The organism is Comamonas sp. lk (assembly GCF_900564145.1).
GTDB lineage: Bacteria > Pseudomonadota > Gammaproteobacteria > Burkholderiales > Burkholderiaceae_C > Comamonas.
Genome location: NZ_UOOB01000001.1, coordinates 1,162,826 through 1,175,964 on the forward strand (window position 1 = coordinate 1,162,826; position 13,139 = coordinate 1,175,964).

The following is a 13,139-nucleotide window of genomic DNA, read 5'->3' on the forward strand; positions in this document are numbered from 1 at the left end:
GCGTCAGGACATTGCAGGCAATGCCACAATGCGTGCAACATGCAATTTCCCTACGAACTGGCCGTGGGCTGGCGCTATACCCGCGCGGGGCGCGCCACGCGTCGCAATGGCTTCATCTCCTTTATCTCGGGTGTCTCCATGCTTGGCATTGCGCTGGGCGTGGCGGCTTTGATCATTGTGCTGAGCGTGATGAACGGCTTCCAGAAGGAAGTGCGCGATCGCATGCTCAGCGTGGTTTCCCATGTGGAAATCTTTGCGCCCCAGGGCTCGCCCCTGCCCAATGTGGAGCGCACCATGCGCGAGGCGCGGGCCAATCCCGATGTGGTGGGCGCAGCTCCTTTTGTCGCCGCGCAGGCGCTGCTGGCGCGCGGTGAGGATATGAAGGGCGCACTGGTGCGCGGCATAGACCCCAGCCGCGAAGGCGAGGTGACCGATATGGCCGCCGCCAACGGCGAGGTGCTCAAGCAACTGGTGCCCGGTGAATTCAAGGTGGTGCTGGGTGTGGAGCTAGCCCGTTCGCTGGGTGTGCGCGAAGGTGATGTGGTCACCATGATTGCACCCAGCGGCCAGGTCACGCCTGCCGGCGTGGTGCCGCGCTTGAAGCAGATGACGGTGGCGGGCACCTTCGACTCGGGCCACTATGAGTACGACTCGGCTCTGGTGATGATGCATTACGAGGATGCGCAGCGCCTGTTTCGCCTCGAGGGGCCTACCGGCATACGCCTCAAACTCAAGGACTTGCACGAAGCCCCGCGTGTGGCACAGGAGCTGGCCAACACCTTGACGGACAGCCTCTTCATCCGCGATTGGACGCAGCAGAACAAGACCTGGTTTGCCGCCGTGCAGCTGGAAAAACGCATGATGTTCATCATCCTCACGCTGATCGTGGCTGTGGCGGCCTTCAATCTGGTCTCCACGCTGGTGATGAGCGTGCAGGACAAGCGGGCCGACATTGCCATTCTGCGCACCCTGGGCGCCTCGCCCTCGTCCATCATGGGCATCTTCATGGTGCAAGGCGCCATGGTGGGCGTGATTGGCACGCTGGCCGGTCTGGGCCTTGGCTTGCTGATTGCGTTCAACATTGATGTGATCGTGCCGGCCATCGAGCATGCGCTGCATGCCAACTTCCTGCCCAAGGACATTTATCTCATCAGCAAGATGCCCAGCGAGCCGCAAAGCTCGGACATCGTGCCCATTGGCGTCATCTCTTTGGTACTGGCTTTTGTGGCCACGATTTATCCCAGCTGGCGTGCCAGCCGCGTGAACCCGGCGGAGGCACTGCGCTATGAATGATGTTTCAACCCGCTTGACGGCCGGCCAGACCGTGCTCAAGGCACAGGGCCTGACCAAGCGATTCGTGGAAGGCAAGCTCGATGTGGCCGTGCTGCAGGGCGTGGACCTGGAAGTGCGCGCCGGCGAGACCCTGGCCATCGTGGGGGCCTCGGGTTCGGGCAAGAGCACGTTGCTGCACTTGCTGGGTGGGCTGGATGCGCCCAGCAATGGCAGCGTTGAGCTGATGGGCCAGCCGCTGCACCGCCTGAGCCCGCAAAAGCAGGGTGCGCTGCGCAACCAGCACCTGGGCTTTATCTACCAGTTTCACCATCTGCTGGCTGAGTTCTCGGCGCAGGAAAACGTGGCCATGCCGCTGCGCATTCGCCGCGATGACAAGCTCGATTGCATGGAGCGCGCCGGACAGATGTTGAGCTCTGTGGGCCTGAAGGATCGCGTGCTGCACCGCCCGGCCGAGCTTTCGGGCGGCGAGCGCCAGCGCGTGGCGATTGCGCGGGCGCTGGTCACCCGGCCGGCCTGTGTGCTGGCCGATGAACCCACGGGCAATCTGGATCGCAACACGGCAGAAACCGTGTTCGGCCTGATGCTGGAGCTGGCGCGCAGCCACGGTACGGCTTTTGTGATGGTGACGCACGATGAATCGCTGGCCGCGCGTTGCGACCGCATGGTGCGGCTGGTGCGAGGCCAACTCGCCTAAGCTTTTTGTACCGCACCAAAGCCTAGGTCGGCGCCAACTGCTTCTTTATCAGGAGCGGTTGGCGCCTTTTTTGTTTGATTTTTACGCGCTTTTGACGCTTAGTTCCTTTTTCAGAAAGCGCCGATTGCTTCTGTATTGAGAGCGATATGTTGTCTATTAGCTGGGCGATGCGCAGGCGTGCCGCCCAGATAAGATGGCCTGGGGCTGCTGCCAGGGCTTGGACTGACTGGCTCGCGGTGTACGTCCTGCGCGCTTAAATCGTCGGTCACCTCGCGCAGCTTGGACGATTGACTCAGCGAGGCCTGAACCACCTCGCCCATGATCTGCGTCACCTGGCGCGAGGAGTTGACAATTTCCTCCATGGTCAATCCCGCATCGCGCACCTGGGCCACGCCCTGGGTGACCTGATGGACCGAAGCCTGTATCAGCTGCTTGATCTCCTTGGCCGCCTCCGTGCTGTGCTGGGCCAACTGGCGCACCTCGCTGGCCACCACGGCAAAGCCGCGTCCCTGTTCGCCGGCGCGTGCGGCTTCGACTGCGGCATTCAAGGCCAGCAGATTGGTCTGGAAGGCGATGGAATCCATCATGCCTATGATGTCGCTGATCTTGCGTGAGCTGTCGCTGATGGACTCCATGGTGGCCACCACTTCCTGCACGGTATGGCCGCCTGCTTCGGCCACGCGGCGGGCATCTTGCGCCAGCTCATTGGCCTGGCGGGCCTGATTGGCGCTTTCCGTCAGACCCTGCACCGCCACACGCAGCGTGTGCGCTGCCGTTACGCGGCGGGTGATGTTGGTGGCGAATTTCACCACTTTGAACGGTCTACCGTCAGCATCGAGAATCGGGTTGTAGCTGGCTTCAATCCATACCTGTCTGCCGTTTTTCCCCAGGCGCAGATACTGGCCTGCATCATGGTGGCCGCTGCCCAGCTTTTGCCAGAACTGCTGGTAGGCAGCGCTGCTGCGCTCTGACGGCTGCACAAACATGCTGTGGTGTTTGCCCACGATCTCGGACAGGCTGTAGCCCAGAGTCTGCAAAAACAGATCATTGGCGTGGAGGATGACGCCGTTCAGATCGAACTCTATGGTGGCCTGAACCTTGGAGATGGCGTTCAGCTGCCCGCGTGCATCGGCTTCGCGGTGCTGCTGCTCCGTGATGTCGGTGGCGTATTTGACGACCTTGAAGGGCTTGCCATGGCTGCCGAGAATGGGGTTGTAGCTGGCTTGCAGCCACACGTCTTCGCCTCGGCTGTTGGTGCGGCGGTAGCGGCCGCTGTCGTGCGCGCCGGCAGCCAGGCGTTGCCAGAAATTGGCATATTCGGCACTGTTGCGCGTTTCCTCGTCCACAAACATGCGGTGATGCTGGCCGATGATCTGCTCGGTGCTGTAGCCCATGGTGTCGAGGAAATTGCGGTTGGCCGCCAGCACATGACCTTGCAGATCAAACTCGATCACGGCCTGCACCCGATCAAGCGCAGCCAGTTTGCCCGCCATGTCGGCTGCATGTCGACCGCGGCCCAAGCCCAGAAGACGACCTCGTAGAAATCCAGTCATGAGATGCTCCTGTTGCGCTGTGGCAAATGTCAAAAATGTTGCTCAATGATTAAGTTGTTGCAGTATGTTTTTTTGTCAGACGATGCTGATTTTGTATAAGTTTTTCTCTCACGTTGCATAACGCTTGCCGCCTATACGCTGTGTAGGAGGTCATCCCTCCACGGGCCCGCTCTAAGCGGATGGCATGATGACTGCATGTCTGTCTGGATAGATACCCATTGCCACCTGGATGCGCCGGAGTTCGCCGCCGATCGCGATGCCGTGCGCGACCTGGCCCGGGCTGCTGGCGTGGCGCATCTGCTGATTCCTGCCGTGGAGCGCAGCCATTGGCAGCAGGTGATAGCGCTGGCCCACCGCCATGGCGACAGCTATGCCCTGGGCATTCATCCTTTGTTCACGCCAGCCGCAAAGGAGGCCGATATTCAGGCCCTGCGCGAATTGCTGCAGCAGCAGCGCAGCGATCCGCACTTGGTGGCGGTGGGCGAGATTGGACTGGATTTTTTTGTGCCGGGTCTGGATGCCGAGCGGCAGATCTGGTTTTACGAGCAGCAGATCAAGTTGGCGCGTGAGTTGGATCTACCCGTCATCCTGCATGTGCGCAAATCCAGCGATCGCTTGCTCAAGACCTTGCGCCATCACCCGGTGGTGGGCGGTATTGCCCATGCTTTCAATGGCAGCGCCCAGCAGGCGCAGGCGTTTATCGATCTGGGCTTCAAGCTGGGCTTTGGTGGCGCGCTGACTTATGAGCGTGCGCTCAAGCTGCGCGAGCTGGCGGCCTGTTTACCGCTAGACAGTCTGGTGATGGAAACCGACGCGCCCGACATTCCCCCGCACTGGCTCTACACCACGGCCGAGAGCCGGGCTCAGGGCCAGGCCCAGGGCCGCAACAGCCCGGCCGAGCTGCCGCGCATTGCCGAGCAGGTGGCGCAGCTGCGCGGCATGGAGGTGCAGGCCCTGGCCCAGGCTTGCACGGCCAATGCACGGGCGGCCTTGGGGGGACTGCCGGCTTTCAAGATGCAGGGATAAATTAATTGAAGCGTATGCTGGATATGCGCATACAGCTCATTTATTCATAGTGTATTGAGCGTGCTCCCTGCTGCGAATTGCCGGCTTGGGCGACAATGGCGACCATGCTTTCTGATCATTCGGGGCCGGAGCCCAGGCGCTGGCAAGGGCTGGAGCCTGTCGCTGACGGGCGCACCCAGGCCCTGGTGCTGGGCAGCTTCCCGGGCCTGCGCTCGCTGCAGCTGCAGCAGTATTACGCCCACCCGCAAAACCAGTTCTGGCCGTTGCTGCAGGCTTTGTGGCCGCAGCATCCCCAGCCGCCACGCGAGGATTACGCCGGCCGCTGCGAATGGCTGCTGGCGCGGGGACTTGGCCTGTGGGATGTGTATGCCAGTTGCGAGCGCGCAGGCAGTCTGGACAGCGCCATTCGCGCCGCCGAAGTCAATGATTTTGCGGGCTTGCGCCTGCTGTGTCCTCAGCTGAGGCTGGCGCTGCACAACGGCGGCGAAAGCTACAAACATGCGCGCCAGCTGCAAGGTCAGGGGCTGGAGGTGGTCAAGCTGCCATCCAGCAGCCCGGCCCATGCGAGCTGGTCATTCGATCAAAAACTGCAGTCCTGGCGTGAGGCTTTGTCGGCCCATGGACTGCTATGACTATGGTGTGAAACGTGATTCGTAAAACCCGTGGCGGGGCCAAGCCCGCCCATGAACCCCACAGTGACGGCGGCGCGTTGGAGCTGCCCGAAGTCAGCGTCTCCGACGACGGCGAGGTGCGCTATCTGCATCTGGGAACGCCCTGGGTGCAGGGCTCCATGTGCATCAAGCAGCCGTTCGAGATCGATCTGGAATATGTGCAGCGCATGATGGGCTGGCTGATGTTTGTCGAGCCGGCTGCCGTCACTCAGCGCCATGCCATGCAGCTGGGGCTGGGGGCTGCGGCCATCACCAAGTTCTGCCACAAGAAGCTGCGCATGAAGACCACGGCCATCGAGATCAATCCGCAGGTGCTTGCCGTGTGCCGCAGCTGGTTCAAGCTGCCGCCCGATAGCAGCACGCTGCAGGTGGTGCTGGCCGATGCGGCCCAGGAAATCAAAAAGCCTCAGTGGCAGGGCACGGTGGATGCGCTGGCCGTGGATCTGTACGACCATGAGGCAGCGGCTCCGGTACTCGATAGTGCCGAGTTCTATGCCGATTGCCGCAATCTGTTGACGGAAGACGGCATCATGACCGTCAACCTGTTTGGCCGTTCATCGAGCTTTGACAAAAGCCTGGCGCAGATGGCCCAGGCTTTTGGCGAGGAGGCGCTTTGGGCTTTCAAGCCTACGCGTGAAGGCAACACCGTGGTGCTGGCTCAGCGCACGCCGCGCGCTCTGGATGCTGCAGCGCTGCAAGCGGCCAGCGAAGTGGTGCAGGCGCGTTGGGACTTGCCTACGGGGCGCTGGCCCAAGGTGTTTGGCCCGGCCAAGGACGCGGGTGCCAGCCCCAAGGCGGCAAAGCCTAAAACGGCCAAGGCGGCTGGTGCGGGTGCCAAAAAGGCCTGAAGGCCAAGTCTGTGGCATGTGCCAGGAGCTTGAGCCTGGAGCTTGAGTCTGGGCCGCAGATGCCGATACTCTGCTTATGACGATCAGCGCACTCTCCACCTCTTCTGCCAGTTCCGCCTCCGGCAGTGGCAACACGGCGTCTCGCATCCAACAGCTGCAAAAGCAGCTCAGGGATGCAACCCGGGAACTCAAGGAGGTCGCCAATGGCAGCGGCGATGCCGAGACCAAGAAGCAGCAGGCCGAGTTGCTGCAGATGCGCATCCAGATGCTGCAGTCGCAGATAGAGGCATTGCAAAATCAGCAAAACCAGCAAGCGCAGAAGCAGCCATCGCCTGCCAAGGCCGTGGAAGCCGCCACGGCTCAGCGCCCGCCTCAAAGCGGCGGCCTGGGGTCGCTGCTGGATGAATACGTCTGAGCCAGGTCAGGGGCCACTTGCTCTCCTGGGATTGACTTATATTTAGTCGTCCCCTTTTTCACTGCCGTTCATGACCACTTCTTCCCACCTGCCTGCTTCCCCGGTCTTGCGCCCGCGCCATGTGGGGCAGCTGGACTGGCGGTCTCTGGTGTAGTGGCTGCTGGAAGATGGGCTGGTGACCGCGCAAGAGGCCGAACGCGTCACCATGCGCTGTTCGTCGGCTGAAAGTGCCCAGCATCCTCTGGTGCGTCTGGCCAATGTGGGCGTGGTGCATGCCGGGACCGGCAAAACCCTGGATATCGAGGAGCTGACCCAGTACCTGGGCAAGCGCAGCGGGCTGGTCTATTTGCGCATCGATCCGCTGCGGGTGGATGTGGGGCGTGTGGGCGATGTGATGAGCGCCAGCTATGCCGAGCGCCACAAGGTGCTGCCCGTGCAGGTCAGCGGCAGCGAGGTGGTGATTGCCACGGCCGAACCTTTTCAGGACGACTGGGTGGCCGAGGTGGAGCGCCAGGCGCGTCGCAGCGTGCGCTGCGTGGTGGCCAATCCTCTGGATATCAAGCGCTTTACGGCCGAATTTTTTGCACTGGCCAAGTCCGTGCGCGCGGCGGAAAAAGCCGGTGGTGCGGCCAGCGCCGCCAGCTTCGAGCAACTGGTGGAGCTGGGCAAGAGCAACAAGCAGCTCGATGCCAACGACCAGGGCGTGGTCAAGGTGGTGGACTGGCTGTGGCAGTACGCTTTTGACCAGCGTGCCAGCGATATCCACCTGGAGCCCCGGCGCGAGCAGGGCGTTATCCGCTTTCGCATCGATGGCGTGCTGCATCCGGTCTATCAAATGCCCATGGGCGTGCTGAACGCCATGGTGGCCCGCATCAAGCTGCTGGGTCGCATGGATGTGGTGGAAAAACGCAGACCGCTCGATGGCCGCATCAAGACCCGCAACCCGCGTGGCGAAGAAGTGGAAATGCGTTTGTCCACTTTGCCCACGGCTTTTGGCGAGAAGATGGTGATGCGTATTTTCGATCCCGAGAACACGGTCAAGAATCTGGATGCGCTGGGCTTTAGCGCCCATGACGCACAGCGCTGGGAAGAACTGGTCAAGCGCCCGCACGGCATTATTTTGGTCACCGGACCCACGGGTTCGGGCAAGACCACCACGCTGTATTCCACCTTGAAGCGGGTAGCGACCGAGGAGGTCAACGTCAGCACCGTGGAAGACCCCATCGAAATGATCGAGCCCAGCTTCAATCAGACCCAGGTGCAGCCCCAGCTGGATTTCAACTTCACCGAAGGCCTGCGCGCGCTCATGCGCCAGGACCCGGACATCATCATGGTGGGCGAGATCCGCGATCTGGCCACGGCCGAAATGGCGGTGCAGGCCGCACTGACTGGGCATCTGGTGTTCTCCACCCTGCACACCAACGACGCCCCCAGCGCCGTGAGCCGCTTGATGGAGCTGGGCGTGCCGGCCTATCTGATCAACGCCACCTTGCTGGGAGTGCTGGCCCAGCGCCTGGTGCGTACGCTGTGCGCCAGCTGCAAGCAGCGCGACGAGGCGGCGACGGTGGATGGGCTGGCCGAGACCGTCAAGCCCTGGAAGCTCTCCGGCAGCTACCAGCCCTACAAGCCCGTGGGCTGCGAGGATTGCCGCATGACGGGCTTCAAGGGGCGCATGGGCCTGTATGAGTTGCTGATCGTGACCGAAGCCCTCAAGCAGCAGATTCACGAAGCGCCTTCCATGGATGTCTTGCGTCGTCAGGCAGTGAGCGATGGCATGCGCCCACTTCGGCTGGCGGGAGCCTTGCGTGTGGCCGAAGGCGTCACCACCTTGCCCGAGGTGCTGGCCTGCACGCCGCTCATGTCCTGAGCGCGGCGGAAAACACTGAACGTTGATGCGGTCTGAGGCCTTGATTTGCTATTGTTTTGATAGCTTCAACTGCTGACGCACCGGCCAACCTAGGGTATCCCCTCTGTAGGTGGAATCCACATCAAATTGGCCTGTTAATGACAGCAGAATCGCCCAGTCGTGATTTCCGTAAGGAGACGTTTTGTGAATATCAAGAGCCAGAAAGACTTTTTCTCCGGTCTGATGTTCTTGGTCGTCGGACTCGCTTTTGCGATCGGCGCATCCAACTACACCATCGGTTCGGGCGCTCGTATGGGCCCCGGCTACTTTCCTCTCATTCTGGGTGTGCTGATGGCCATCCTGGGCGCAGCCATCTGCGTATCCGGGCTGACCAAGGGCCCGCAAGGTGGGGACAAGATCGGCAAGTGGGCCTGGAAACCCGTGTTCTTCGTTCTAGCTGCCAACTTCGCGTTCGGTATCTTGCTGGTTGGCGTGCCTCAGCTGCACATCCCCCAGTTCGGTCTGATCATCGCGATTTATGCCCTGGTCTTCATTGCCAGCCTGGCCGGTCAGACCTTCAACCTCAAGGAAACAGCAATCCTGGCCACCACTCTGGCCGTGGGCAGCTATTTCGCTTTCGTGTGGGCGCTGAATCTGCAGTTCCCCGTGTGGCCTAGCTTCATCGCTGGCTAAGTAGGAGCACTTCGTCCATGGATCTGATTAATAACTTGTCGATAGGTTTTGGCGTGGCTTTCACGTTCCAGAACCTGATCTACTGCTTTGTGGGCTGTCTGCTCGGTACGCTGATTGGCGTGTTGCCAGGCATCGGCCCAGTGGCGACCATCGCCATGTTGCTGCCCGCAACTTACGCTCTGCCCCCTGTGGCGGCGCTGATCATGCTGGCCGGTATTTACTACGGCGCACAGTACGGTGGCTCCACCACCGCCATTCTGGTGAACCTGCCAGGTGAGTCCTCGTCTGTGGTGACCGTGATCGACGGTTACCAGATGGCCCGAAAAGGCCGGGCGGGCCCCGCGCTGGCGGCTGCCGGTATCGGTTCCTTCTTCGCGGGTTGCGTGGGCACCATCATCTTGGCTGCCTTTGCTCCTCCGCTGACCGAAGTGGCCTTCAAGTTCGGCCCTGCCGAGTACTTCTCGCTGATGACCCTGGGTCTGATCGGTGCTGTGGTGCTGGCTTCCGGCTCGCTGCTCAAGGCTATTGCCATGATCGTGCTGGGTCTGCTGCTGGGCATGGTTGGTACCGACGTGAACTCCGGTGTCGCCCGCTACAGCTTTGACATTCCCGAACTGACCGACGGCATCGACTTCGTGGTGATCGCCATGGGTGTGTTCGGTTACGGCGAAATCATTGCCAACCTGTCCAAGCCCGATGACGAGCGTGAAGTGTTTGCTGCCAAGGTGACCGGCCTGATGCCCACCAAGGAAGACTTCAAGCGCATGCTGCCAGCCATGCTGCGCGGTACGGCTCTGGGTTCGGCTCTGGGTATCTTGCCCGGTGGCGGTGCCATGCTGTCGGCTTTCGCTGCCTACACGATTGAAAAGAAGACTAAGCTCAAGCCCGGCGAAGTTCCTTTCGGTCAAGGCAACATCCGTGGTGTGTGCGCTCCCGAGTCGGCCAACAACGCCGGTTCGCAGACTTCGTTCATTCCTCTGCTGACTCTGGGTATTCCCCCCAATGCCGTGATGGCGCTGATGGTGGGTGCCATGACGATTCACAACATTCAGCCCGGCCCTCAGGTGATGACCAGCAACCCAGAACTGTTCTGGGGTCTGATCGCCTCCATGTGGATTGGTAACCTGATGCTGATCATCTTGAACCTGCCGCTGATCGGCGTCTGGATCAAGCTGCTGACCGTGCCTTACCGCTGGTTGTTCCCCTCCATCGTGTTGTTCTGCGCTATCGGCGTGTACGGTACCAACAACAATGCATGGGACGTGTGGATGGTCGGTATCTTCGGTTTCATCGGCTATGTGTTCCACAAGCTGGGTACCGAACCTGCACCTCTGCTGCTGGGCTTCATTCTGGGCCCGATGATGGAAGAAAACCTGCGCCGTGCACTGCTGCTGTCGCGTGGTGACTGGAGCGTGTTTGTGACGCGTCCCATCTCTGCCGGCCTGCTGATCGCTGCAGTGATCCTGCTGGTCGTGGTGCTGATGCCTGCGGTGAAGAACAAGCGCGAAGAGGCTTTTGTGGAAGACTGATCTTCCCCAAGGCCAGACAGCTGAAAAGCATGAAAGCGACCCGTGAGGGTCGCTTTTTTTATGCCGGGACTTTTGCTCGGAAGCGCTGCGGACAAACGGCACAATAAGTGCAATTTGTTGAGGATTTCATGGCTTTGTCTTTACTACCGGCCCAGCACCCGCAGCGGGTGCTGCTGCACAACGAAATTCATGCGCGGCCCGCCGAGATCATGCAGGCGCCGCTGGCCATCACGCATATGGTGATGCTCACCGATGCCGCGCAGCGCGAAGCCAGCCGCGAACATGTGGCGGCACTGCTGCGCAACCATCACCGGCCCTTGCCCGATGCCACCACCACCCATGTGCTGATCGACCTGGGGGCGTTTCGCCTGCGCTGGGAGCAGCACACCGAATTTGTGGCCTGGACTTTTTCCAGGCCTATGGCTCAGGCCTCGGTGGCCGATGTGCGTGAACCTGAAACCGCGATTGATACCGTGCCGCATGACTGGCTGACGGCTTTGCCCGGCCAGTGCCTGAGCAGCTTGCACCTCTGGGTCTGCAAGGAAAACGCGGTCGATGGCGCTTATCTGGTGCGCCATATGTTGCAGGCCGACACGGTGGTGGGTTCGCGGGTGGCGGCAGATGCCGGCAAGATCTATACCGACTTTGCCATCCATGCCGATGGATTCTCGCGCATGCTGCTGCTGGCGGGTGACGAGTTATCGCCCAGGCGCCTGGGCCGCCTGGTGCAGCGCCTGCTGGAAATTGAGACTTACCGCATGGCTGCCTTGCTGGGCTTGCCTGCCGCGCGAAAGGCCGCCAGCGTGCTGGCCACGGCCGAGCGGGAACTGGCCGAGCTGGCCCATTCCATCCGCTCTGCAGACAGCGACAACGAACCCGCCTTGCTGGATCGTCTGACGCGTCTGGCCGGTCAGGTCGAGAGCGAATATGCCGCCACGCATTCGCGGTTCTCGGCCAGTTCCGCCTATTTCGAGTTGGTGGACAAGCGTATTCAGGAGCTTCAGGAATCGCGTCTGGATGGCATACAGACCATCCGGGAGTTCATGGACCGACGTTTGACGCCGGCCCGCAGCACCTGCGAATGGGCGACGCGACGCCAGGATGCGCTGTCCGAGCGGGTGTCGCGTGTCAGCAGTCTGCTGCGCACACGGGTGGAGATCGAACAACAGCAAAGCAGCCAGCAACTGCTGGGCACCATGAACCAGCGCCAGGGCATGCAGCTCAAGCTGCAGTCCACGGTGGAGGGCTTGTCCGTGGCGGCCATCACCTACTACATCACCGGTTTGATCAGCTATCTGGCCAAGGGCGGCTCCAAGCTGGGCTGGCCCTGGTCGCCGGAGTCCACGGCCGCCGTGGCCATTCCGGTGGTGGCCTTCAGTGTCTGGTGGTCGTTGCGACGCTTGCATCACAAGCTGTTTGGCAAGCAGCACTAGGACGGGCACTGGCAACCGTCCCGGCCTGGGAAGACCTTGCTTCGCCGGTGCAGAGGTGTGGGCTGACGCATCGCTTGCACGTAAAACCGCCGCTGCTTTCATCAGGCAGGTTTCCTATGTTAAAACCAGCACTTGAATAGCGTGGTAACCAAGCTGTGGTAAGCGCATTCTGCTATTGAAATAATAGTTTCGATAGCAGGCTTCATACTGAGGCCAGCATGAGCGCGCCCCGAAGGTCATCGCGGCGGGCGGCAACAAGATAGACAAGATGCAAAAGTCATGCAGGCTCGCTTGGGCTGGCTGCTTTTGTCAAAGGAGTAACAATGGATTTGGGTATTGCGGGCAAGTGGGCCCTGGTTTGTGGCGCCAGCAAAGGTCTGGGCTTTGGTTGTGCCAAGGCGCTGGTGCAGGAGGGCGTGAACGTCGTCATCAATGCGCGCAATGCCGAAGCCTTGCAGGGCGCCGTCGCCGAACTCCAGACGCTGGCTCCCAGCGTCACCGTGCTCGGTGTTGCTGCAGACATCACCACCGAGCAAGGCCGCGCCGCGGTTTTCTCCGTGCCCCAAGGCCCGGGAGTGGACTTCGACATCGTGGTGACCAATGCCGGCGGTCCGCCTCCAGGCGACTTCCGCGACTGGGATCGTCAGGCCTGGCTGAAGGCGGTGGACGGCAATATGCTGACTCCCATCGATCTGATCAAGGCCACGGTGGATGGCATGGCCGCGCGCGGTTTTGGCCGCATCATCAACATCACCTCCAGCGCCGTCAAAGCGCCTATCGATATTCTGGGCCTGTCCAACGGTGCTCGCAGCGGCCTGACCGGCTTTGTCGCGGGTTTGGCACGCAGCCCATTGGCCGCCAAGGGCGTGACCATCAACAATTTACTGCCCGGCAAGTTCGATACCGACCGTCTGGGCGCCACCTTCGCCGCTGCGGCGGGCAAAAGTGGCAAGAGTTCCGATGAAGTGCGGGCCTTGCAGCAGGCCCAGGTGCCAGCCAAGCGCTTTGGCACGCCAGAAGAATTTGGCGCCATCTGCGCGTTTCTGTGCAGCCGTCATGCAGGCTATCTGACAGGGCAGAACATCTTGCCCGACGGCGGTCTGTACCCTGGAACCTATTGATCAACGGCCAGCCGGTG

The 13,139-nt window shown here is 61.3% G+C and carries 12 protein-coding genes; 11 read left to right on the forward strand and 1 reads right to left on the reverse strand.

The window, feature by feature from the left end; all coding sequences use genetic code 11:
- Positions 1 to 39 precede the first annotated feature (39 nt).
- Positions 40 to 1,293 carry a lipoprotein-releasing ABC transporter permease subunit gene (locus EAO39_RS05180; protein WP_120966466.1) on the forward strand — a complete coding sequence of 418 codons (1,254 nt, stop codon included), beginning with the start codon at positions 40 to 42 and terminating at the stop codon, positions 1,291 to 1,293.
- Positions 1,286 to 1,987 carry a lipoprotein-releasing ABC transporter ATP-binding protein LolD gene (lolD, locus tag EAO39_RS05185; protein ID WP_120966467.1) on the forward strand — a complete coding sequence of 234 codons (702 nt, stop codon included), beginning with the start codon at positions 1,286 to 1,288 and terminating at the stop codon, positions 1,985 to 1,987. Before EAO39_RS05180 ends, lolD begins: the two co-directional genes overlap by 8 nt.
- A gap of 110 nt (positions 1,988 to 2,097) precedes the next feature.
- Here lolD and EAO39_RS05190 read toward each other — a convergent pair whose 3' ends face one another.
- The gene (locus EAO39_RS05190) at positions 2,098 to 3,540 is read right to left on the reverse strand and encodes a methyl-accepting chemotaxis protein (protein ID WP_120966468.1); all 1,443 of its coding nucleotides are present in this window, start codon (positions 3,538 to 3,540) and stop codon (positions 2,098 to 2,100) included.
- 195 nt (positions 3,541 to 3,735) lie between these two features.
- Between EAO39_RS05190 and EAO39_RS05195 the strand changes: the two genes are divergently transcribed.
- The 9 genes from EAO39_RS05195 to EAO39_RS05235 all read left to right on the forward strand — a co-directional run bounded on the left by EAO39_RS05195 (position 3,736) and on the right by EAO39_RS05235 (position 13,122).
- On the forward strand, positions 3,736 to 4,566 hold the full coding sequence (locus tag EAO39_RS05195) for a TatD family hydrolase (RefSeq protein WP_120966469.1): 831 nt from the start codon (positions 3,736 to 3,738) through the stop codon (positions 4,564 to 4,566).
- 104 nt (positions 4,567 to 4,670) lie between these two features.
- Positions 4,671 to 5,198 carry a DNA-deoxyinosine glycosylase gene (locus EAO39_RS05200; RefSeq protein ID WP_240466899.1) on the forward strand — a complete coding sequence of 176 codons (528 nt, stop codon included), beginning with the start codon at positions 4,671 to 4,673 and terminating at the stop codon, positions 5,196 to 5,198.
- A gap of 14 nt (positions 5,199 to 5,212) precedes the next feature.
- Positions 5,213 to 6,085 carry a spermidine synthase gene (locus EAO39_RS05205; RefSeq protein WP_120966471.1) on the forward strand — a complete coding sequence of 291 codons (873 nt, stop codon included), beginning with the start codon at positions 5,213 to 5,215 and terminating at the stop codon, positions 6,083 to 6,085.
- A 76-nt stretch (positions 6,086 to 6,161) separates the two neighbouring features.
- Positions 6,162 to 6,500 (forward strand): FlxA-like family protein, encoded by a 339-nt coding sequence (locus EAO39_RS05210; protein ID WP_120966472.1) that lies wholly within the window; start codon positions 6,162 to 6,164, stop codon positions 6,498 to 6,500.
- A 157-nt stretch (positions 6,501 to 6,657) separates the two neighbouring features.
- The gene (locus EAO39_RS05215; RefSeq protein WP_240467072.1) at positions 6,658 to 8,367 is read left to right on the forward strand and encodes a GspE/PulE family protein; all 1,710 of its coding nucleotides are present in this window, start codon (positions 6,658 to 6,660) and stop codon (positions 8,365 to 8,367) included.
- Positions 8,368 to 8,550: 183 nt separating this feature from the next.
- Positions 8,551 to 9,039: a tripartite tricarboxylate transporter TctB family protein gene (locus EAO39_RS05220; protein ID WP_120966473.1), complete on the forward strand. Its 489-nt coding sequence runs from the start codon at positions 8,551 to 8,553 to the stop codon at positions 9,037 to 9,039.
- Between the two features lie 17 nt (positions 9,040 to 9,056).
- Positions 9,057 to 10,568, forward strand: a complete 1,512-nt coding sequence (locus tag EAO39_RS05225; protein WP_120966474.1) for a tripartite tricarboxylate transporter permease — start codon at positions 9,057 to 9,059, stop codon at positions 10,566 to 10,568.
- Between the two features lie 128 nt (positions 10,569 to 10,696).
- Positions 10,697 to 12,001, forward strand: coding sequence for a DUF3422 domain-containing protein (locus tag EAO39_RS05230; RefSeq protein ID WP_120966475.1), 1,305 nt, complete (start codon positions 10,697 to 10,699; stop codon positions 11,999 to 12,001).
- A gap of 323 nt (positions 12,002 to 12,324) precedes the next feature.
- On the forward strand, positions 12,325 to 13,122 hold the full coding sequence (locus EAO39_RS05235) for an SDR family oxidoreductase (RefSeq protein WP_120966476.1): 798 nt from the start codon (positions 12,325 to 12,327) through the stop codon (positions 13,120 to 13,122).
- The last annotated feature ends 17 nt before the right edge of the window (positions 13,123 to 13,139 follow it).